The sequence below is a fragment of the Massilia scottii genome (assembly GCF_030846495.1).
Classification (GTDB): domain Bacteria; phylum Pseudomonadota; class Gammaproteobacteria; order Burkholderiales; family Burkholderiaceae_D; genus Telluria_A; species Telluria_A violaceinigra.
Map to the genome: position 1 here is coordinate 425,731 of NZ_JAVCWM010000001.1, position 22,116 is coordinate 447,846.

Sequence of the window (22,116 nt, forward strand, 5' to 3'; positions counted from 1 at the left end):
CGACCCTTCAGTCTGGTCGTGGAACAGCACCTGGTGCGTGGGGTAGGGCAGGTCGATGCCGTGACGGGTCAGCTCACCTTTCACCCTAGACAGAACCTCGTCTTTCATCGCCAGTGCGTCCGCGCGCCGAGGCGGTGTGATCCACCAGCGCATCCTGATCTTCACGCCATAGTCTCCGTAGTCGATGACAAGCGTGTCGGGCGCTGGATCCTTCTCAACCCCTGCCAGGCCGGTCAAGACGCCCAGCATGATCGCTTTCGCGGCCGCGATATCATCGCCATTGCCGATTGTTACATCGTATTCCAGCCGTCTTGCCGGGAACGCGGTGTTGACAATGAAGGAGCCCTTGAATAACTCCGCATTTGGAATGACCACCAGCCGGCCATCGTAGGTGCGCATCATTGTCGCCCTGGTCTCGATGCGCTCGATCGTGCCTTCGAAGGAGCCGAAGATAATCTGGTCATCGATCTTGAAAGGCTCGGTGGCCAGAATCAAAATCCCCGCCAGGAAATTTTCGAAGATGTCCTTGAATGCGAAACCGATCGCGATGCCGGTAATTCCCAGCGCGCTGATCAGGTTGGCCGGCGTAAACGATGGGAAGGCAATGGTGATGGCTAGTAGCATTCCCAAAAAAATCATGCCCCACTGGGCAAGGCGTCCGAGCACCAGGACCAGATTGTGGTGGAATCGCCTGGCGTTGATGTGCTGCACCAGCTTGCGGGTCCAGTGCGCCGCTGCGAGGAACAGCATGAACACCACAATGGCGATGCCCAGGCCCGGCAGCAGGATCAGGGCCTCGGCTGCCAATTGCTCGAAACGCTGATACGCGAGCGAAATTTGTGGGTTCACGTGTTTGGTCGTCCAATCCGGTTACCGATACTCGGCTTGCAACAATGATGCTTGTATAGGGAAACCCGTGTCGCCCGCTTCAGATCGGTCCTCGAATAATTCGCGCCAGCAAGCTAGCGCCGCCGGAAGCCTCATACGTGCAAGATCGGGGTACCAACAACGCGAGGAGAACCTGATGAATCACGCTGAATTCGACGCTTGTATCGAGGCCTGCAATGCCTGCGCGCTTGCCTGCGACCGCTGCGCCAGCGCATGCTTAAAGGAAGATGACGTGAACATGATGGCCGACTGTATTGCCAGTAATATCGACTGTGCGGAGATTTGCCGGGTTGCGGCGGTCTTCATGGCGCGCGGCAGCGATCTGGCCAGCGCCGTGTGCCAGGCATGCGCCACGGTGTGCGACGCTTGCGCCGACGAGTGCGGCAAACACCAGGCGCAGCACTGCCAGGACTGTGCGCAGGCTTGCATGCGCTGCGCGCAAGAGTGCAGGCGTATGGCCGGCGCTGGTCCCGCAAGCGCGACGAGCGGGGCGCACGCCGGGGCTCATTAGCAAAGTACGCTTAGCCGATGTTCGCGGATGCCGAAAACCTGACACGCAGCGCGGTTGCATGGCTGCGCCTGGGCGTCGAGACGCTTGGCGCCCTCGTCATCGCGGTGGGCATCCTGGTCGCGCTGACTGGCTTCGCGCGCCATCTCATTGCAAGCAGAGCCGGTGGTTTCAACCCCGTGCGCCTGCAACTGGCGCGCTACCTCGGCCTGGCCCTCGAGCTCCAGCTGGCGGCCGATATTCTGTCGACGGCCATCGCTCCCAGCTGGGAACAGATCGGCAAGCTCGCCGCAGTGGCCATCATCCGTACCGGATTGAACTACTTCCTGATGATTGAAACCCGGCAGGAGGAGGGCCGCAGCGAGCAGGCCCGCCCGGCTCCAGTAGCCAAAGAGAGTCAGACGTAGCCGCGCTCGGAAGGGTTCCGCCGTCACCTCACGATCACGAGCGCGGCCAAATCCAGGCGCGCCTGTGCAATGACCGAACATGCTACGGACTAGGCCAGGCCAGGCCGCCCACGATGGCAGCGACCGCTAGGCCCGGCAGTACAGAATCGGTTGCCGCTATCTGCCGGCTCGGGTCTATGCCTTGTGGGAAAATGGCTGGGCGCTCACCGAATCCAGAGGAAATGATGGAAGGGACCCACTGATGCCAGTCGCATCGATTGTAAGAGAGGCGGCTTGCCTTGTGATACAGGCGGCTAGCGCCTTCCGGCGGGATCGGATGATGGTGCATGCGGAGGCGCTCGCGTTTCGTATTTTGCTGTCGATGTTCCCGTTCGTCCTATTTTTTTTGGCCTTGCTAGTATCGCTGCAGCGGCCCGAATTCTTTGACTGGATGATGCGCCAATCCCGCATCATCCTTCCGCCATCGGTGCTGGGCCTTGTTGAGCAGGCCATCAGCGAACTGCGAGCACCGCAAGCAGGGTTCCTATCAACCGGTGCAGTCGCTGCCCTCTGGATCGCATCGGGCGCCGTACGTTCCTTGATGAACGCACTCAATCTCGTGTTCGGTGCGACTGAATCGCGCCCGTTTTGGACGCGTTACCCGATGTCGATTCTGTTTACCCTGGGAATGGCCGTGATGCTGGTTTCGGCCGCGCTACTGTTGTCCGTCGGGCCAAATGCCATGCGCTGGCTGGCTGAAGAACTTGCGCTGGGCGCAGATTTCGTAGCTCCCTGGTCCTGGCTACGCCTACCTGGCGCGTTTGCCCTCTTGACCCTCGTCGTGGCGATTGCATACCACGTGTTGCCCAACGTGAAGCACCGGTTTCGGCTGTTTTCCCCCGGTGCCGGGTTTGCTGTGTTGATCTGGTTCAGTGCATCGTTCGCTCTTGCTAGCTACATTCAGGTCTTCGCTAACTACAGCGTCATGTATGGCAGCACTGGTGCGGTGATCGTACTGCTGATGTACTTGCACATCTCAACCGCGGCTCTGTTGCTGGGCGCCGAAATGAACGCCGTCGCCGCCCAGCAACGGTTGGCGACCGGAATGTGTCAATCGATTTGAAACACCTGGGTTAAATTTCTGAGAGTCTAAACCTCATTTTCAGGCTGCTTTTTTCTCCATGATCGGCGGGTTAATCCAGGCAGCCGTCGGCAGCCTGTGGGGCTGTGGTAGCCGGTTTGCCGTGGGCTGTCCCAATGGGTCGCCCCCCCGAACAACGCACCTATTTCGGCTTTGCTACCGCAGCGCCGATATAATCTGGCTCCGATGCAATGCTCTCCGAAATGACTCTCTCATAGGCCGAAGCCGTCAAATGTACGCGGCAGTACTTTTCAATCGAGGGGACGATCCTCTCGACATAGTCCACGTCGAAATACACGGTTTCGGGCTTGCCGCGCTTGGTCTGGCCGACGACGTAATAGATAAATTTTGGTTTGAGGACCTCATTCATTGCCAAATAGTCCTTGCAAGTTGTCATTACGATGGGTTTCTTGCTCTGCATGTCGGCCGCTTGCGCGGGGTTCAGAGTGGATATATGGTCACCGCGGCGGCCATGGTAATGATTCGAAGTACTGATTTCATCTAAATTCCTTTCTAGGTTCGTTGCAGAAGGGCAGATCAAAATTTAGGAGCAGGTGCTTAACAAGACTGCATCGATTGCAGCCATGTTGCAATTTACGTCTGTATACTTAGCTGGAGGTTAGCTTTATCCTGCCATTCATGCGTTTTCGGAGGTACGGCTACCTCACTGTTTCCTGGCTGCTGTACCCAAGAGTTTGAAATTCGCAATCTTGGCAACCTGACCCGTGCTCGAAAATCCCGGGAGCTGGAAAAATGATGGCGCCTTGACTGAGCTAGTCAGTTACTGTTTGCTCTACGGAGATCGTTTCGGGAGACGTACGCTCAAGAGCGCGTACCAAATCAAGCGCGTCCTGGTCTGTATAAATCATCGTCGTGTCGGCACTGGCAGACCAAGGAGACTCGCCACTTCTCGCATCGACTGCCCTTTTAAGAGGACTGCCTTTGCAAACGTGTGGCGCAGCCAGTGCGGCGAGGCCTTCTCAAGCTCCGCAGCGAGGTCCACCTGGCCAGAGCCGGTCAGGAAAACGTGCGCCAGGGCCAAGCGTTCCTTGACGATCTTGTACAAGCCCTGTCGGGTCGCGATCGCATGCCAGGCGCCAAAGAAGCGCCTGTCGTTGACATGCTTGATCTTCTTGTCGCCGACGTGCACCACCTTTGTCCGCGAAGAGAGCAGCAAGGGCGTATCGTCGCCGTGCGCGGGCAGGGCAGGCTACTGTGCTACTTGAATCGAACGCACGACGAGCGGTCGAAGGCTGCCAGCATAGCTTTGCGCTTTGGCCGAGGAAAGAGCCGTCAGAAGGAAGATCCAGGTTCTTGGCTGTCCAGTTACGACGAGCACATTGGCAAAAGTTTAAACGTCGATTTTATCGAGATCGAGGAATCCGATGGTTGATGAAGCCACTGAAATTGGTTTTCAGGAAATATCTTGGCGGGGGAGGTTCCTCGTAGCGGCGGCGGGCTCCCCAGGCGCGGTCATCACTTACATGGTCGCCGATTCCCAGCAGGCGTTCTTTGGCGCGACCAGCCTTGCGATCACAATCGACTAGCCGGCCAATTGGGCCGATACCTTGGTGCGTATCGCAAATCGGGATCGGGCATAGGCCGACACAAAACCCGTATCGGAAGACATCGCCACGCGAATCGGCTTAGGCACAACATCTTTCAACGTCACACAATTGCTGCCATACCCACCTTTGAGTCGACATTACCAAACATATTGTCGACTTTGCTTTAGCGGGTGGAATGTGCCATTCGCGAATTCCCGTTGACGACGCCGGCTAGTCGAGACCCCGGCCGACCGCGCTTTCGAACGACTCGCCCTGAATGAACCGCTGGGTGATCAAATCCTCGAGGCGGATCATCGCCGGCCGAAGATGCTCCCATCGCGCTTGTTCCTGTTTCATTTCGCTGACCGATATCGTCGATATGGAACTTCCGTTCAGCATGGCCAATTCTCTTGCTGCGGCCCAGAACATGTGCGCCGCGTACACTTCCTTGATTGTGGTGAGCGGGAGCTGATAGGTCGAAACAAGATGGTGAATGACGGCGAGCCCGTATCCCTGGCGCCGGAACGCTTCATCGATCCCGATGTCAAAGATGTAGACCATGTCGAAAAGTGGCGACAGTGCATACGTGACATAGCCGACTCGCGCACCGTCCTTCGCATAAACGGAAGCCTGTTGATCGGGATTGGGCGACGTGAAGCATTTCATGTAGTTCACGAACACGTCCAGGACGATCTCCGGGAGCGCGACGTTGCTGGCTTTCGTCCGGCGCGGTTCAGCTGCCGACCGCGCCGGAACGCAGTTTGTTGGGTCGCATATCCTCGGACCATCGGCACAGGCAGGTGCTCGACGGTGGAAAATGGACGGAGGATTGTGTCGACGTGGTGTGGGCTGTAGACAATCGGACAGAGGTACCGACGACAGCGTCAGCTTCATCCTTTATTTAACATAATATAGATTATGCGAATTCAAGGTAGTGCTGGTAGGTTTCCAAAATGGAATACCAAGCTGCCGTGTGGCGATGGCCCCTGGTCTGCACACGCGCCGGCCAAATACACCAGCAAACGCTACTACACCTTCCTGAACGAAGCGCTTGTGCCTGCGGACTGGGTGCTGAACCTGTTATGTAGCCCATGTCGAATCCCGGCATGGGCTAAGCGTGCGAGCGCCAGTGTCACTTCGGCGGGACGGAGTATTTCACGGTGTAGCTTCCGGAACCCGAATACGATTTCACTTCGATGTAGTAATAGCCTGCGGTTCCCACATAGTTGATCGATTCGCTGGATGTGTTGCCTCGGCTGACCGCGACTCTGCTCCAGCCGGTGCTCAGCGATTTGTAGAGGGACAAATCGAAGTCGGTGCCGGCCGGTCCGGTCAATTGCACGTTGTAGGTGCCACTGCCCGCTTGAATGTAACCCGGGCTTGTGTTTGGCGCGTAGGCGATGCCGCCACTGCCCAGCGTTCCGGTTTGGGTAACGGCGGTATACTTGCCGAACACCGTCTTCACCAGTCCTTCATTGACTGCGTGCCAAGGATAACCGAGGGTGCGCATACGTGAATTTTCGGTTGGGCGGTAGATACCGCTTGAACAGTATTGCCCCCCTTGGAACACCCCTACCGTGCCGTTCGCAACGCTACCGACCGTGGTTGGTACCGGCGTGGCGGCGGCGATCTTGCTGCCCCATTTGACGTTACGCGTGCGGTTGAGCGACACATTGCCTTCCGTCGGCTCGGAACTCAGGTCGCATGTGCCGCCTTCGTACTCGTCCGCCAGCGCAAATGCGGTATGGCCGATTTCGTGCAAAGCCACTTCGACCGACGAGGTGTTCATCGACGCGGTGGCGATCGCCCCGCCCGAACCACCGTAGCGGGTCGAGTTGGAAATGACGACGATGACGTCGCGCTGGTCCGGAGCAAGAACCGAGCCGACAATGTTATACACCTTGGTCTCGTTGACGCACAGAAGGCGCTCGATGTTATAGCAGTAGAATTCGCCATCCATGGCGGTGTCGCGATAGATGCCTTTATCGATCTCATCGACCCCGGATTGATTGCTCGCGATATCGACGCGGCGGACATTCATATTGGCGCGATTGGCCGCGAACAAAGGATCGGCCATGAAGCCGTCGATCACCTTCTTCGCATCGGCTTGCCATTTGCTCATTTCGGCCGCGGTATAACCATCGCCGATGAACACATAGTCCATGCGCGCGTTGGACGGGCCAGTGTTGACGACCGTGGTGACGCTCGCCGCTGGCGCCGCGGCGGCCATACTCTGGGTGCGCATCAGCTTGCTGGCGCCCACCTTTTTTTCCAGTGACGCGCGGTCGAATTTTGCCAGCGGTGCGGTAACGGCCTTGATGCCCACATTGGTCGACGCTGGCGCCAGTACGTCGACGCTGGCGACTGCTGCGCTAAACGGCAAGGACACCTCAAAAACGCTGTCAGCTTGCTTCACCCGGCGCGACATATCGATGGCGCCGGTTTTCGGATCGAATACTTCAACGTGCCTTTGCTGGGTGTTTTTGATCGCCACTTCATGCACTACCGTACCTGCGGCATTGCGTGCGACGACGCGCCACTGTTGGCCCTGGGCGTGGCCGGGCAGGCTCGGGGTCAGCGCAAAATCACCCACTTCGGCGTGAATCGGCGCAAAATTGACGCCGGTTCGTCCTTCGCTGACGCTCACGCGCAGGGAGATATTTTGCGCCTGTGCCGCGACTGTCAGGCTTGCCAGGGTCACCAATGTAAGCGATAAAGATGTGAGTAGTTTCATTGTCGTCCTCGTTCGAGTTTATTGTTTTCGAACAAGGAGTTTGTTTCCATTTTGGAAACGTCGCGCCTTCAATCCTGCTCATATTGCATAAAACTGCTGCTGTAACGCGAAGCGTGGCCAAACAAAATGATGTCGCCGTTTATGTTGCAGTTCGGTGTTGTTGGCGGAAGATCGTGGGCGACATTCCGTACTGCGAGGAAAATGCACGAGAGAAATGGCTGGCATTGGTAAAGCCGCATTCCTGCGCGATATCCAGAACGCGCGCTTGCTCCGACAGTAGCGCCGCGCAGGCCCGTTCCAGGCGCAGCTTCATCATGTATTGGTGTGGCGGCAGTCCGACCGCGCGCCGAAACTCGCGTGAAAAGTGAGCCTCGCTCATGCCGCACAGTGCGGCAAGTTCGGCATTCGATACCGACTCAGCCGAACTTTGCGCAATGTGCCGAAGCACGCTGCGCAGCCGGCTGCCGCCGAGGCCGCTCCTCTCGGGCAAGCTGTTTGGCTGGGTATAGTGCTCAAGCAAATAACACACAAGGACCGTAATCAAGCCGTCGCACGCCTCTTGCGCAAGCTGTCCCGCCAGCGCTGCGGTATTGAGCATTTTATGCACGAGGTCGAGCACGATCCGGTCCTGCACAAACACGTTGGCCACCAATTTATTGCTGGCGGCGTCATTGCGCAGGCCGCCAAGATGATCGACCAGGTCGACCGGAATGAAGATATTGACGATGTCGCAAGCGCTCATCTGGGTCCACTGACCACATTCGCCGGGCGGGGAAATCCGAAAACGGTTCGCAGCGATCATGCCACCCCAGACCGGCTTGTTGCCGGCCCAGATCCGTGCCTCCAGAGGAGAAAGCATGAGGGAAAGCCGATAACTCCCAGGATGCGGACTCACGGAACGGACCACGTGTTCGGCATGGCCGCTAGACCAGCGTCCCAAAGCGGCTTTCGAACGTGGCAATGGACCAATGCACAGGTCCAATGGCGAGGCCACCCCGCTCTGCACGAACCAGCGCCGTAGATCCTCGGTGCTCTTGATCATCGGCGTGTCGCTTTCGGTGTGAGGGGCCAATTCCAATTCCATTGATTGTCATTTTATCATCTATTTTAAAGCACCTTTGTGTGCATTTCCTTATGCAATATGCATAAATCGGCATGGTCGTTGACCTTAGGCGACGCTGCCTTGTCGCCCTCGAAACCGGTCAGACTCGCATTGGCCCAGTTGGAGCAGACCCCGAGTCAGCGCGCGCGCCGGTAATGCATGGCGACGGCGCCGCTGCGCAGTGGCTTCGCCGAGATCAACTCGAGCCGTCGCGTGCTGGGCAGTCCGCTGCCGTACAGGGTCGGGCCGTGGCCGGCAATCCTGGGGTGCACGAGGAACTTGTACTCGTCGATCAGATCCAGCCGGTCCAGCTCGGTCGCGAGCTTGCCGCTACCGAGGAGTACCCCGTTCGGGGTTGCGTCCTTGAGCTTCTGTACGCCCGCTTGCAAGTTGCCGGCGATGTGGTGGCTGTTGATCCAGGGGAAGGCCGTTCGCGTCGAGGACACGACGTATTTCGGCTTGGCCTCCAGCTTGACCGCCCACTCGCGCATCGCCGCCGGTGCCTCCGCGGCGCCGCTGGCGACCGCTGGCCAGTAGCTCTCCATCATCTCGTAGGTGACGCGGCCCCACAGCATCGCCCCGCCCTCGTCCATGAGGCGGGTGAAAAAGGCGTGTGTCTCGTCGTCGGCGATTCCTTCCTGGTGGTCGACGCAGCCGTCCAAGGTGACGTTGATACTGAAGGTTAAGAGTCCCATCATGTCCTCCATTCGAGATATGCAACGAGCCGCTCGCCGTCGCTGCTAAACGGTCATGCCTGCCTGACGCGGCGGCGGCGCGCGGCGGCAACACCGGCCAGGCCCAGGCCCAGCAGGGCCAGCGAACCGGGTTCCGGAATGGCCGCGACGGCTGGACCGGTCAGCTCCAGGTCGTCAACCAGGAAGTAGTCGCCAAAGTCCAGTACCAGCGAATCGAGCTTGCCGGCATAGCCGGAAAAATACCTGAAGCTCGAGGTCAGGTCGACGCGTGACGAAAATACCAGCACCTCGTCTTGATACCCGCGAATCAAGCCTGTACGGTCGGCCTGCCTGTCCCAGGTTTGCGCCCACAGGCCGCCCAGTGTGAAATCCGAACGGTCCTGCATCATGACGGCGATCGGGCCGCCGAAGAGGTTGAACAGGGTGAATTTACCGCTGTGCGCGCCATAATTGTAGGGCGAATCGACGGTGTTGATCCAGTGCGAAGGATCGTTGAACTGGAAGCCGTGGTACGGAGTCGGAATGGGCTCGTGTTCGAGGCCGGGGTAATACTCGTCGATGTCGTCGAAGGTCAGGACGATGGCGTTGGCGTTCAATCCTGCCACCGACAGCAATGCTGCGAGCAATATGCGTTTCATGTGAATCCTTTGTCAAGGTTAATCAATTTATATTTGATATGCAGCAATATCCATGCCTGTTAAAAAATCATGAACGCATTCAATGACCTGCATCGGCGCATGGCAAGTTCGCTGGAACATATGTAAAGATTGTCGACATCCTTGACCAGATGAAATGGATTGCTCTGCCTTGGCTTAGTCGACCAGCCGAGTATCATTGCGCACCCAGGGCCTGACCCATATGACAATTTTCCTGGGCCCGGCCAGCCTGAAAGTACGGATGGGCACCCTCTCCCATCCCGCCCTCGCCCGCTTCGTTTGCGTCTCATTGATCGTCTTGGGCGACGCCGCTGCGGCCACGTCCGCGCAGCGCAAGAACGCGCCGACCGCCCTCCCCGACTTTGCCTGAAGAGAGTTAGGGTATACTCCAGGTTGATGCTCAGAACGTCTTTATCTACGCACCAACATCCGCGCTACATCTTTATAACCAGGCAGGACTGGCAAAGTCTGCCTCTTGCCTGACTCCCGCAAAAACGAATGATAAGACAACGACTTCTCCACCCCGCTCGCATTGTCGCATTCGCATTTCTTGTAGCAATCCTTATTGGAACAGCTCTTTTGATGATGCCGTTCGCGCGGGAAGGAGGCGGTTCAGTGCCATTTCTCACGGCGCTTTTCACTGCAACGTCGGCAGTGTGCGTCACCGGCCTCGCCATCGTCGATACCGGCACGTACTGGTCATCGGCAGGCCAAGCTACCATCATGCTGCTGTTCCAGATCGGGGGCTTTGGCATGATGACCGGCGCGACTTTACTTGGTTTGATGGTCAACCGTTCGCCCCGGCTACGGCTCAAGCTCATCACCCAAACCGAGACCCATACCCTGGGGCTTGGCGACGTCGCCAATGTCGCCAAACTTGTGCTCACTGTGACGATCGTGTGCGAGTTCATCGTTGCTTTGGTCTTGACGTTGAGATTTCGCCTGGGCTATGGCCTGGAATGGCAGCAGGCTGCCTGGAGCGGACTGTTCCATTCAGTTTCGGCGTTTAACAACGCCGGCTTCTCGATCCATGCGGACAGCGTCATGCGCTACGCTCCTGATGCGCTAGTCCTCCTTCCGCTGATGCTGGCAATCTTTATTGGGGGTATCGGATTTCCCGTGTTGATGGACCTGCGGGACAAAACGCGATCGCCGCGTAGCTGGTCGCTGCATACAAAGCTGACCCTGGCCGTGACCGGTTTCTTGCTGGCCCTGGGCTTTCTCGGCATCCTGATTTTCGAGTGGCATAACGCAAAGACCCTGGGCGCAATGGCGCTTCCCGAGAAAATCCTGTCGGCGGCGTTCACGTCGGTCTCGGCGAGAACTGCCGGGTTCAACACCATTGATCTTGCCGTTGCCAGCAGAGAAACCTGGTCACTGCACTATCTGCTCATGTTCGTAGGGGCCGGTAGCGCCGGGACCGCCGGTGGCGTCAAGGTAGGCACGGTCGCCATTCTGTTCTTGCTGGTCCTGGCAGAGATCCGGGGCCATCCCGACAGCGAAGCGTTTGGTCGGCGTGTCGGCGGGGCCGCCCAGCGCCAGGCAGTCACGGTCCTGGTACTCGGAAGCGCGACGGTCATATTGGGCACTACAATATTGCTATCGGTGAGTGACGCCACGACTGATCGGGTCATTTTCGAAGTGATTTCTGCCTTCGGGACGGTGGGACTATCGACCGGAATCACAGCCGATCTGCCGGCGGCAGGGCAGTTTGTACTTGTTGCATTAATGTATTTAGGCCGCATAGGAACCATCACCTTAGCGACATCACTCATACTCGGTGAGCGGCGTATGCCGTATCGCTATCCAGAGGAGCATCCAATTGTTGGGTAGAATTTTCACAGAGCAGTTTGCGTTTTCGGCAAGCGACAGTGTCCTGGTTATCGGCTTGGGCCGGTTCGGTAGCGCAGTTGCCCAGTCGTTGGTCCGGCTGGGCCATGACGTCATGGGCGTGGACAACAATAGCGAGCGCGTCCAGACCTGGGCAGACAAGCTGACCCACGCAGTGCAGGCCGATTCCACCAAAGAGAGCGTGATGCTCCAGCTTGGTGCGGCCGACTTTTCGCATGCGATTGTCGCCATCGGTACCGATATTGCGTCAAGTCTATTGACCCTGATGGTGCTGACCGAACTGGGGATCAAGGACATATGGGTCAAGGCACTCGACCACGACCACGGTCAGTTGGCGAAAAAGATGGGGGCCCATCACGTCGTCATGCCAGAGGCAGACATGGGCGAACGCGTGGCCCACCTGGTGACGGGACGTCTGATCGACTTCCTGGAGTTTGACGATGGCTTTGCCATCGCGAAGATTCACGCTCCCACCCTCACGCACAATAAAACGTTGACCGAGTCACGGGTGCGCGAGCAGTTTGGCGTAACCGTGGTAGGCGTTAAGCGTGCCAATACAGACTTCCAGCACGCCACCCCCGAAACATCCGTAGAACCTGCGGATCTGCTCATTGTTTCTGGTCCCACACGCAAGATCGAGTTGTTTGCAAGTGCTACAAAAGTAAAAAAATAGCCGGCTTCAGTGTCAAGACCAAGGCTGACCGGCATCCGTTCCGGCAGCGCTTGGCTTGGGGCTTGAAGGTGCGGGCGACTGTCACCTCAGCGCAAACCTGCTTATCTCGCCAGCGCGATCTTTCTGAAAGGGTCGAGCCGATGTGGCGCGCCGCGGTACATCACCCGCACAAGCCCGATCCGTAAAAGCACCCTTCCCGTCGGCGCCTGTGCACTTGACGATCCCGGCAACTGCGGATGCGGATGCACGAAGCAAAACGGAAAATGCGGCGATACCAGGAATCTTTACGATCTGGCCGCAGCATTGGCCCGTGCGGTGTGCGCTTTCCTGTAGCTGTCGATCAGACGTTCGTGCTTATCGAGCCCTTCCAGTTTCATACTCGTCGGCGTCAAACCGAAGAAACGCACACTGCCGTCCACCGACCCCATGACCGCGTCCATCCGGGCGTCGCCAAACATCCGGCGGAAATTGACCGCGTAATCGTCCATTTCCAGGTCCTCATCGAGCAGCACCTCAAGCACGACATGCAAGGCCTGGTAAAACAATCCCCGTTCGACCGTGTTGTCGTTGTACTGCAGGAAGGCTTCCACCAGCTCCTTCGTCTCCTCAAACTGCTGTAAGGCGAGATGAATCAGCAGCTTCAACTCCAGCGTCGTCAGCTGTCCCCAGACCGTATTTTCGTCGAATTCGATCCCGATCAGGGTAGCGATGTCGGCGTATTCGTCAAGCTCGCTGTTCTCCAAGCGCTCGAGCAGTGATTCGAGGCTGGCATCGTCGAGGCGATGCAGGTTCAAGATATCGGCGCGGAACAACAGCGCCTTGTTCGTGTTATCCCAGATCAAATCTTCCACGGGGTAGACTTCCGAATAACCCGGCACCAGAATGCGGCAGGCAGCGGCACCTAAATTCTCGTACACCGCCATGTACACCTCTTTACCCATGCCTTCGAGAATGCCGAACAGGGTCGCTGCCTCCTCGGCATTGGCGTTCTGACCCGGGCTGCAAAAATCCCACTCAACAAAATCATGATCGGCCTTGGCACTGAAAAAGCGCCACGACACGATACCGCTCGAATCGATGAAGTGTTCAACGAAATTATTGGGCTCAGTGACGGCGTTACTGACGAAGGTAGGTCGAGGCAGATCGTTCAAACCTTCAAAACTGCGACCCTGCAGCAATTCCGTCAGACTGCGTTCCAGCGCCACCTCGAAGCTCGGATGCGCGCCGAACGAGGCAAACACACCGCCCGTGCGCGGGTTCATCAAGGTGACGCACATCACCGGATACGCCCCGCCCAGCGACGCATCCTTCACCAGCACCGGAAAGCCCTGCTCTTCCAACCCCTGGATGCCGGCCAGAATGCCGGGGTATTTCGCCAGCACCTCGTGCGGCACATCGGGCAAGGCGATTTCACCTTCCAGGATGTCGCGTTTGACCGCCCGTTCGAAAATCTCCGACAGGCATTGCACCTGCGCTTCGGCCAGCGTATTACCGGCGCTCATGCCATTGCTGACATAGAGGTTTTCGATCAGGTTGGATGGAAAATAGACCACCTTGCCGTCCGACTTGCGCACGTACGGCAGCGAACAGATACCGCGCTGCACATTGCCGGAGTTGGTGTCGATCAGATGCGAGCCACGCAGCTCGCCATCGGGATTGTAAATTTGCAGACAGTACTCGTCCAGGATGTCGGCCGGCAGCGCATCTTTGCGGCCAGGCTTGAACCAGCGCTCGTCGGGGTAATGTACGAACGCCGCGTTGGCGATGTCTTCGCCCCAGAACGTACCGCCATAGAAATGATTGAAATTCAATCGCTCGATAAACTCGCCCAAGGCCGACGCCAGCGCGCTTTCCTTGGTCGATCCCTTGCCGTTGGTAAAACACATCGGCGAGTGCGCATCGCGGATATGCAGCGACCACACATTGGGAACGATATTGCGCCATGAAGCGATTTCAATCTTCATGCCCAAACCGGCCAACACGCCGGACATATTGGCGATGGTTTGCTCCAGCGGCAGGTCCTTGCCCGCAATATAGGTGCTCGCCTCGGACGCCGGTTTCAAGGTCAGCAACGCCTGCGCATCGGCGTCCAGATTATCCACCTCGTTGATCACAAACTCGGGCCCGGCCTGTACCACTTTTTTCACCGTACAACGCTCGATGGAGCGAAGGATACCCTGGCGGTCTTTATCAGAGATATCCGCCGGCAACTCGACATCGATCTTGAAGATCTGCTGGTAACGGTTTTCCGGATCGACAATATTGTTCTGCGACAGGCGAATATTATCGGTAGGAATATTGCGCGTTACACAATACAACTTCACGAAGTAAGCTGCGCACAAAGCCGATGAGGCCAGGAAGTAATCGAACGGACCAGGCGCGGAGCCGTCGCCCTTGTAGCGCACAGGCTGGTCGGCGACCACTGTGAAATCATCGAACTTGGCCTCAAGACGAAGCTTATCGAGAAAGTTGACCTTAATTTCCATGGGGAATTCTAATGAGTGTGCAAAATGGCGGAGTCGACATTATCGTCGCTTTTGCCCTCCCAGCATAGCTGGAGGCGGGAGTAATCAAGGCAGCCGCGCTAACACCCGGGCAAGCGCCTTCCGTCGGGGAACACTTCTGTACGGAGTCAAGCTCATTGCCGTCTCGGAGTACGGCATCACGCCCTGCCGTCAAGCTCCGGGCGTCAAGCATTTGCCAAGGTCGGTGCTCAGAGCGCTGTGCTTGGCTCTATACACCGTTCAGCGCAAAAACTTGCTGCGGTCTGTGTTGTCGGCTGCATCACGCAAGCGCTTCATTTCCTGCACCCCCTGCCACTCGGCGCTGCCCTTGGACGTGTATGCCGCGATCGCCTGGTCGAGGGCTGCGACATAGACGCCCACATCCTTTCGGAAGACCGCGACCTTGTCTGACGGAAAATGTTCCGACTCCAGGCGCGCGGCGTTGTTAAGTAGCGTAGCGCGCACACGGCCAAAATACGTGCTTCGCAGTTCCGCCGACTCGAACGTGATACCTGAAAAGGATGGTGTAGCAGGCTGCGAAAGGAAAGGCCCAAGGTCTGCCGCCTGAGCGCCGTGCGTTGCGAAGCCCGGCATCGGCAGCAGCGGCACTGTCGCCGGTGCCTGCATAGCCGTCTGTGCCGCCGTCACCGGCGACGCTGGGCGCTCCCGGGCCTGCGCGCGCAGCGCCTGGTCGAGCCGCGCCTGCCGCGCCTGCGCATTGGCAGCATCCCGCTCGGCGGCCGCATGGTCGTTCTCCGCGGCCGCCTGCCGCTCCAGCGCGGCGAGCAGGCGGCCGAGCTTGTCGCGCTCGACGACGATCTCCTGCGGGGCTTGCCGGGAGTCCGTTCCTCCTTTCGCCTCGATTTGCGCGATCAGTGCGCGCACCCGATCCGCAAGCTCGGCGGTGGTCAGCGGAACCGGGGTCGTGGCGCGACGCACGTCGCTTTCGAGCAGCATGATATCCTCGTCGTCCAAGCCATATTCCACCAGCTTCGCGTGTGACGGCAATTGGTTGTTGTGTTCCCGGATGTAGCGGCTTAGTTCGGCCGAGCGCGCGGCGACGCGCGCCGATTCCCAGCCCATTTGCATCGCTGCGGTCCAGCCCTGGATGGTCCACGCAAGCACCGTCCCGCCGCCGCCCGTAAGCTCATCCGTAAAGTGCAGCCCCTGCGCCGCGATGTCGACCAGCGCAACGCCGACGGTGCCCACGCCCATGACGATGTCGCCGTGCCCGATGTCCTTGACGCCCGTGATGACGTCGGGCACGGAGAAGGCGGCGCCGACGACCGGGATCGCGGCATTGGCAAGGCGTCTGCCCGTCGCCCTCATCGCCATCGCCGAGAACGCCTCCGCTGCCGCCTTCCACGCCTGCTTGCCTTCGACGCGCACAAGTTGCGTCGCCACGCCCTCCCCCAAGCCTTCGAGCATCGCCTTGGCGGCACTGGCCTCCTCGCGCGCCGCGAGGGTTGTTGCCGCAGCCGCTTCCAGGCCAGGGGCGACGTTTGGCGTGGGCTTGACGCCCGGCGGCGTGGGACCCTGGTTCTGCGCCAGCGCAAGCCGCACGCGCGTGTGTTCGCCGCGCGTCATCAGCGACGCCATGTGGTCCGGCGGCGGCGTGCGCGGCTCGAACGGTACTTCGGACTGCAGCAGCGCATCCTTGTAGGCGGTCTTGGCGGCGACCGGCAGGTCGGGATTGACCTTGCTCATGCGCATGGGCGTGACCGTCCTCAGGCTACCGGCGGCGGTGAAGTCCTTCCATTCTTTCAGCAGCGGCGAGCAGGTGCCGGGGCATGGATCCTGGTCGATCATCAGCACCGTGTAGTTGACCTGCGCGCCGGAGGCGATCATCGCGCGGATCTCCGCCTCGACCAGCTGTTCGGCATGGGCGACGCCGCGCGCATTCATCCTCTCGATGGTGGCGATGCGCTTGCCCTCGCGGTCAAACACCGCCGCGACCGCGCCGACGCGCGTGCGAAAACCACTGGCGCTCATCGCCTCCTCGGCGCTCCGCTGGGCGTTCAAACGGCCGAACAGTTCCCGCGCAAGCTCTTCGTTGTAGGGCGAGACATAAGGCGTGTCCTGACGCGCGATCGAGCGCGCGGCACCCGCCCCCTGCTGAATGACGTGCGCCAGCTCGTGCGCGAGCAGCCGTTTGCCATCGCCTGTCGCGGGCGCATATTCGCCCGCGCCAAACACGATATCACTGCCGAAGGTGTAGGCGCGCGCCTGTACGCCGCGCGCCGCGCTCGCAGCCTCGCTGCCGGCGTGTATCCGCACCTGGCCGAAATCGTGCCCGAAGCGTGGTTCGAAATAGGAGCGCACCTCCTGCGACAGCGGTGCGCCGCCGCTGGACGCGGCGTCCACGGCACCGCCGGTATCGAGCCCGGCATCCGACTGCGCGGACGGCGCTTGCCTGGGCTGGATCGTCTTTCCATGCTCCTGGCCTGAGCGTGCCGGTGCCGCACTATGCATCACCTTGTGCGCGACCTCGTCTGCCTCGCGCTCGGAGGCGTCTCCCCGAGAGCTGACAGTTGACTTTCGTTGAATCGGGCGCGCTGTGAAGGAAGAAGCAGCGGAAGTGCAGCGCGGGCAAGCACCGCCGCAGGCGCACGCCGGCGTATGCGGAACGGCGCCAGGCACTGCATGCGATAGCCCGGCCTGAGGTCGCGGCTGATGCCGTGAACCCTGCGCGCCGGCTTGATTTCGGCTGCCGGGCGGAATCTTGGCGGACTGGGCGGCTCTCACGGGCGGCTCCTTTCAAGGTTGACATCGCAGCGCTGGCAGGCCTGGCTTTTGGCCCGCCCGAATTGCCGTACCGATGGCTTTGAACGGCAGCGCGTTGCCTGCCGCTTTGAGTAACCATGCCATCGTTTCCATCTTCACCCCAAGGCGCCCACCGGGAATTGACGATTTTAGTTCACAACTTTCGGCATGATCAGGTTTGCTTCAAATTTCCATGACCACATCCGCCAATGACCAAAAACGCAACACGATCACATCAACGACTGGCGATGCTTGCCAAGTGTTCGCCGGCGCCGGCTGGTACGGTGCCGCCGGCAAGGGGGCCGCCGGCGGGTAGCCGACCGTCTTGCTGTCATTGCCGCCCGCGCGGGAGAGCCATACGATCCGGGTGGCGATTTTTGCAGCGTTGCTAGTGCAATAACTTAGCACTGGTGTTACGATCTGTACATGGGTAATTGCTGCGCTGCGCCAACTACAGTCGATCGCAATGCGTCGGTACATATGGCGGCTTCACCACAATCCAATCGACTGCGAAAGGAACGTGCATGGTTGCTTTGACGGTCCGTCTGTTTGGCCGCTTCGGCATTTTTTGTGGAGATCAGGCGAACCCCGCCTTGAACAATCGGGCAGCGCGCGAACTGCTCTGCTATCTGGTTCTGCATCGTAACCATCCGCAGCGGCGCGAGACGCTCGCCGACTTGTTCTGGGAAGACTCGCCCCCTGAGCAGGCGAGAAAGTACCTGCGTCAGGCCTTGTGGCGAATTCAATCCGCTTTGCGTCCCGTCGCCGATTGCGGTGGCGTACAGGCCCTTGAGGTCGATCCTGAATGGATCCAGTTGAACAGCTGCGACCAGCTGCAGGTGGACGTGGCCCAGTTCGAGGAGGCGATGCGTTGCTGTCACGGCATTCCTGGCGCTCAACTCGACGACATCGCCAGGCGTCGCCTGGAGGATGCGGTCGGCTTATACCGTGGCGACCTGCTGGAAGGCTGGTACCAGGACTGGTGCGTGGTCGAACGGGAGCGATTCCAGAACGAATTGCTCGACGCACTCGAAAAGCTGGTTTGCTGGTGCGAGTCGCGCCACGACAGCGAGCGCGGACTGGCCCATGCCAAACGCATGCTTGCGCTCGATCCCGCGCGCGAGCAAGTGTACCGCCACATGATGCAGCTGCACGTGCTGGCAGGCAATCGCACCCAGGCGCTGCGTGAGTTCCAGCGTTGCGAACGCGTGCTCATGCAGGAGTTGGGCGTGAACCCATCGCAGCAGACCCGCGCACTATACGAGTCGATCCGCGATGGCCGCGCCGCCAGCCCCGGGCCCGATTCGGGCGTGAGCTGGGCGCCTGCCAGCGCATCCGGATCTCCGCTCGAGCCGCTACCGGCGCTCGACGAACTGCTCAAGCGTGCGCTGCACCTGTTCGCCGGGATCGAGACCCGCTTTCGGCAGGACATCGCGGCCGCCGCGGGCCGCCCCATCGAACCCGACTGAATAAGTACGCACAGCCCGGTGACGGCGCGACAGACGCCGACGAGACGCCGCTGCGACCCCCGCTTCGGTCGCAACTTCGATGATGTGCTCATCCACACGGGCCCGCAGGCCGACGCGGCAGCGGCCAGCGTCCAGGCGCGCGCCTTCACGGTGGGACGCCACGTGGTGTTTGCGGACGATCAGTACCAGCCCGCGACGAACGACGGGCGGCGGCTGCTCGCGCACGAGCTCAGCCATGTTGTCCAGCAGGGCGGCGAACGGCCGCTCGGGCACGGCGCAGCGGTGCCGGGCCTGCAACGCCAGGCCGATCCGGCGCCTGCGACGCGCCCGGGCTTGCTGCGGGGGACGCCGGTTCGAGGCAGCTGCAGCCTCGCCTCCGGGGCCTTCGCATGGGCGATTGTTCCGGGCAGCGGAAGCCTGGGTGCGTGCTTCAGGGTCCAGATCGTGTTCTTTCCGGGCAGGATAGATGTGTTACGCGCAGGCACTGGTTTCTTGAGTCCGTCGGTCGGGGCGAGATGGGTGCCGGACGCACGACCGGTCGCTCTCGTCCAAACCGTCGCGGCGCTCCAGGGCGGCTTCGGCCAGCAGCCTGCCGTCGATGCAACGTCCCGAAACACCGCCCCCTATTACGGGGCGCGCTGGGACAGCGCCGGCAGCGCGTGGGCCGATGAGCCGACGGCGACCCAGGATGGATGCCCCTCTCTTCCCGAAGCCGTCGCCAGCAGCGGCTACTCCGGCGGCAGCCGCTTTTCGCGCGCGGGCTCGTATGGCGCGGTGATCAACGACAGCCCGATGACAAACGTCGGCGAGCGCAAGGACTTCCAGACCACCGCCGTGGTCATGCAATCGGCTCAGCCGCTCGGGAGCCTCGCCTGGTCCGTCATGCATGACGGGACGAGCGCCGTGGTCGGTAGCGTCACCTGCCACGATAATCCGCAGCGCAACGTGCCCTTCGGCACGCCGGGGCATCACGAAATGCTGGACGACTTCTATCGATCGTCACCCCGCTCGGTCGTCGACGGATTCGCGAGCGATCCGGCCAGCCTGGCGCGGCACAGCGCCGCCCTGGCGACGCGGACGGTCAATACGGCCCAGCTTGAGCTGGCCCGTGCGTATCAGGTCGAAGCGAAGCGGGTGGCCGCCAAGTATGGCGATGGCCATCCGCTGGCGCGGGCCCTGGCCGCGCGGGCCCAGGCCGGGGCGCAGGTCAGCCGGGTCCTGGCGCCGATAGCCGAAGTGCTGACCGTGAACCCGCCGGACTCGCCGCGCGAGGGAGCGACGCTGTCCGGGAGGGTCGTCAACGATCGGGGCCTTGGCTTGGGCGACCACACGATCGAGCTGCTGCGTGCCAACGCCACGCCGGTGGAAACGGTGGGCCGCACCGACGCTTCGGGCTACTTCAGCGCCGGCTACGATGCCCGCCACACCGCGCTGCTGCAAAAAGAGGGCAAGCTATATGCGCGCGTGCTCGACCAGTCCGGCCGCGAAGTGCTGCGCGACCAGGTCGCCCTCGAATTCGGACCCGGAGCGCAGTTGCAGCTCACCTTGGTGGTGCCGGTGCGGGCGGTGCCCCGGTCGGTGGCCGTGACCGGTGCGCTCATCTATGCCGCACAGGCGCCTCTGGCGCACACACCGGCTGCCGTGCCGCGCACACCGCTCGACAAGCTCGGACTCGATGACGCAACCCATCAACAGCTGTGGACAGGTGGCGTCAATGACGTCGAGGCCATCCTCGAAGCGGCGCCCGAAAAGCTCACAGCCTTGGCCGGCGGCGAGGAGAAGGCGCGCGCGCTGACCGATGCGGCGCGCCAGCTGCTGGCAGGTGCATCCGGGCCGGTCGCCGTCGGCGCGTCCACGCCCAGGAAGAACACCACCAGGAAACCGAAATGAGTCTTGAGGACGGTGCCTCCTCGGAGCGTCGATGGCGCCAGCGCAGGTCAAGGATCGAGGGCATGCATGATCGCCGTCGACGGTTCGGATTGGCATGACAGGCGTGAGCACAGTGCCATACCAAAGGAAGGTAATGGGAAGTTCGCCTCTCGCGCAGGTCGAGAGCACTCAGCGGCAGCGAGGAAAAGCAAGGTTTCACGCCTATCAGCCGACGCCAGGTGTATTTTCAAACGTACATATTTTTTACGGCAGTGTGGCGTCACCCGCTGCAACATCGACGTGAAGTGACAATTTTCAGAGATGGGCCACGAATGAACAGCGCAACGCTTGTCAACCTGCTTGGGTCGTCGCCGCAATTCCTGCTGGCGTGTTCACACATCAAGAAAGTTTCACGGGTCGATGCCACCGTCTATATCGAAGGGGAAACGGGCACCGGCAAGGAGCTGGCGGCCAGGGCAATCCACTACCAGGGCTTGCGCTGCGACGGGCCCTTCGTGCCCGTCAATTGCGGTGCCCTGCCCGAAACCTTGATCGAAAGCGAATTGTTCGGTCACGAGCGCGGCGCCTTCACCGATGCGAAAGTGGCCTCGCCCGGCTTGGTGAGCGAGGCCCATTGCGGCACCCTGTTCCTCGACGAGGTCGATGCGCTCAGCATGAAGGCCCAGGCATCCCTGCTGCGTTTCTTGCAGGACCGCAGCTATCGCCGGGTGGGCGGCGGCGCCACGCGCCAGGCCGACGTGCGCGTCATTGCCGCCAGCAATGCCAACATCCACGAGATGGTCGAGCAACGGCGCTTTCGGCGCGACCTGCTCTACCGCCTTAACGTGCTGTCCCTGCGCATGCCCGCTCTGCGCGAGCGCGGCGACGATGCAATCGAACTGGCGCAGGCTTTCCTGGCACGCTTCAATCATCAATACCGGTTGGCGCCCAAATACTTGCATGCCGATTCGATCGCATTCATTGCAGAATATTCCTGGCCGGGCAATGTGCGGGAGCTGGAGAACGTGATTCATCGCGAGTTCCTGATGTCGGAACACAGCGAGCTGCGCTTCCAAGGAACGCTGCCACATCTCGACGTCCCAGCCGGCGGCGACGACACCTCCTTCAAGTCGGCCAAGGCACGCGCGGTCGCCGATTTCGAACGGCGCTATGTGGGCGAGGTATTGCAGCGCGCCAATGGCAACATCTCGCGTGCCGCGCGCATTGCCGGTCAGGATCGCAGCGCTTTTGGCAAGCTCGCGCGCAAGCACGGGCTAAGACCATCGGTCTGTGTGACTGCCCTCGAAGCCGCCGATTAGGTCCGCTAACC

Annotated in this window: 20 protein-coding genes and 1 pseudogene; 10 read left to right on the top strand and 11 right to left on the bottom strand. The window is 60.4% G+C overall.

All coding sequences use genetic code 11. From position 1 onward, the window contains the following. Positions 1–63: 63 nt before the first annotated feature. Positions 64–750: pseudogene (locus RBA41_RS01860) on the bottom strand (mechanosensitive ion channel family protein); the annotation flags it as partial. Between the two features lie 274 nt (positions 751–1,024). Here RBA41_RS01860 and RBA41_RS01865 point away from each other — a divergent pair. The 3 genes from RBA41_RS01865 to RBA41_RS01875 all read left to right on the top strand — a co-directional run bounded on the left by RBA41_RS01865 (position 1,025) and on the right by RBA41_RS01875 (position 2,905). Beyond that, on the top strand, positions 1,025–1,399 hold the full coding sequence (locus tag RBA41_RS01865) for a four-helix bundle copper-binding protein (protein ID WP_306620421.1): 375 nt from the start codon (positions 1,025–1,027) through the stop codon (positions 1,397–1,399). A 17-nt stretch (positions 1,400–1,416) separates the two neighbouring features. Beyond that, positions 1,417–1,803: a DUF1622 domain-containing protein gene (locus RBA41_RS01870; RefSeq protein ID WP_306620423.1), complete on the top strand. Its 387-nt coding sequence runs from the start codon at positions 1,417–1,419 to the stop codon at positions 1,801–1,803. A 241-nt stretch (positions 1,804–2,044) separates the two neighbouring features. Further along, positions 2,045–2,905, top strand: coding sequence for a YihY/virulence factor BrkB family protein (locus RBA41_RS01875; protein ID WP_306620425.1), 861 nt, complete (start codon positions 2,045–2,047; stop codon positions 2,903–2,905). Positions 2,906–3,065: 160 nt separating this feature from the next. Here RBA41_RS01875 and RBA41_RS01880 read toward each other — a convergent pair whose 3' ends face one another. Further along, positions 3,066–3,464, bottom strand: a complete 399-nt coding sequence (locus tag RBA41_RS01880; RefSeq protein ID WP_306620427.1) for an HdeA family protein — start codon at positions 3,462–3,464, stop codon at positions 3,066–3,068. Positions 3,465–3,788: 324 nt separating this feature from the next. Next, the gene (locus RBA41_RS01885) at positions 3,789–4,100 is read right to left on the bottom strand and encodes a hypothetical protein (RefSeq protein WP_306620430.1); all 312 of its coding nucleotides are present in this window, start codon (positions 4,098–4,100) and stop codon (positions 3,789–3,791) included. Between the two features lie 208 nt (positions 4,101–4,308). Between RBA41_RS01885 and RBA41_RS01890 the strand changes: the two genes are divergently transcribed. After that, positions 4,309–4,470, top strand: coding sequence for a hypothetical protein (locus RBA41_RS01890; RefSeq protein ID WP_306620432.1), 162 nt, complete (start codon positions 4,309–4,311; stop codon positions 4,468–4,470). 231 nt (positions 4,471–4,701) lie between these two features. On the opposite strand, the gene RBA41_RS01895 is transcribed toward RBA41_RS01890, so the two are convergent. The 5 genes from RBA41_RS01895 to RBA41_RS01915 form a co-directional block, all read right to left on the bottom strand. Continuing rightward, positions 4,702–5,136, bottom strand: a complete 435-nt coding sequence (locus RBA41_RS01895; protein WP_306620643.1) for a GNAT family N-acetyltransferase — start codon at positions 5,134–5,136, stop codon at positions 4,702–4,704. Between the two features lie 466 nt (positions 5,137–5,602). After that, positions 5,603–7,204: a M64 family metallopeptidase gene (locus RBA41_RS01900; RefSeq protein WP_306620434.1), complete on the bottom strand. Its 1,602-nt coding sequence runs from the start codon at positions 7,202–7,204 to the stop codon at positions 5,603–5,605. A 139-nt stretch (positions 7,205–7,343) separates the two neighbouring features. Next, a complete protein-coding gene (locus tag RBA41_RS01905; protein ID WP_306620436.1) occupies positions 7,344–8,288 on the bottom strand; it encodes a helix-turn-helix domain-containing protein in 945 nt (314 codons plus the stop codon). A gap of 155 nt (positions 8,289–8,443) precedes the next feature. Next, positions 8,444–9,004 (bottom strand): dihydrofolate reductase family protein, encoded by a 561-nt coding sequence (locus tag RBA41_RS01910; protein WP_306620438.1) that lies wholly within the window; start codon positions 9,002–9,004, stop codon positions 8,444–8,446. Positions 9,005–9,054: 50 nt separating this feature from the next. Then, complete coding sequence (locus tag RBA41_RS01915; protein ID WP_306620440.1) at positions 9,055–9,639, bottom strand: PEP-CTERM sorting domain-containing protein; 585 nt, start codon at positions 9,637–9,639, stop codon at positions 9,055–9,057. A 220-nt stretch (positions 9,640–9,859) separates the two neighbouring features. Between RBA41_RS01915 and RBA41_RS01920 the strand changes: the two genes are divergently transcribed. The 3 genes from RBA41_RS01920 (at position 9,860) to RBA41_RS01930 (ending at position 12,181) form a co-directional block, all read left to right on the top strand. Continuing rightward, positions 9,860–10,027, top strand: coding sequence for a hypothetical protein (locus tag RBA41_RS01920; protein ID WP_306620442.1), 168 nt, complete (start codon positions 9,860–9,862; stop codon positions 10,025–10,027). Positions 10,028–10,155: 128 nt separating this feature from the next. Continuing rightward, entirely contained in the window at positions 10,156–11,490 is a 1,335-nt protein-coding gene (locus RBA41_RS01925) for a TrkH family potassium uptake protein (RefSeq protein ID WP_306620444.1), read from the top strand. Then, the gene (locus tag RBA41_RS01930) at positions 11,480–12,181 is read left to right on the top strand and encodes a potassium channel family protein (protein WP_306620446.1); all 702 of its coding nucleotides are present in this window, start codon (positions 11,480–11,482) and stop codon (positions 12,179–12,181) included. The genes RBA41_RS01925 and RBA41_RS01930 overlap by 11 nt, the downstream gene beginning before the upstream one ends. 284 nt (positions 12,182–12,465) lie before the next feature. Here the strand turns inward: RBA41_RS01930 and RBA41_RS01935 are convergent, their stop codons facing one another. From RBA41_RS01935 to RBA41_RS01945, 3 genes are all read right to left on the bottom strand, one after another. Further along, entirely contained in the window at positions 12,466–14,667 is a 2,202-nt protein-coding gene (locus RBA41_RS01935; protein WP_306620448.1) for an OsmC domain/YcaO domain-containing protein, read from the bottom strand. 258 nt (positions 14,668–14,925) lie between these two features. After that, entirely contained in the window at positions 14,926–17,049 is a 2,124-nt protein-coding gene (locus RBA41_RS01940) for an eCIS core domain-containing protein (protein ID WP_306620450.1), read from the bottom strand. Positions 17,050–17,631: 582 nt separating this feature from the next. Further along, positions 17,632–17,928 (bottom strand): hypothetical protein, encoded by a 297-nt coding sequence (locus RBA41_RS01945; protein WP_306620451.1) that lies wholly within the window; start codon positions 17,926–17,928, stop codon positions 17,632–17,634. 44 nt (positions 17,929–17,972) lie between these two features. On the opposite strand from RBA41_RS01945, the gene RBA41_RS01950 reads away from it, so the two are divergent. The 3 genes from RBA41_RS01950 to RBA41_RS01960 all read left to right on the top strand — a co-directional run bounded on the left by RBA41_RS01950 (position 17,973) and on the right by RBA41_RS01960 (position 22,105). Then, positions 17,973–18,917 (top strand): AfsR/SARP family transcriptional regulator, encoded by a 945-nt coding sequence (locus RBA41_RS01950; protein WP_306620454.1) that lies wholly within the window; start codon positions 17,973–17,975, stop codon positions 18,915–18,917. 18 nt (positions 18,918–18,935) lie between these two features. Further along, complete coding sequence (locus RBA41_RS01955; protein ID WP_306620457.1) at positions 18,936–20,807, top strand: eCIS core domain-containing protein; 1,872 nt, start codon at positions 18,936–18,938, stop codon at positions 20,805–20,807. Positions 20,808–21,118: 311 nt separating this feature from the next. Continuing rightward, positions 21,119–22,105, top strand: a complete 987-nt coding sequence (locus RBA41_RS01960; protein WP_306620459.1) for a sigma-54 interaction domain-containing protein — start codon at positions 21,119–21,121, stop codon at positions 22,103–22,105. Positions 22,106–22,116 lie beyond the last annotated feature (11 nt).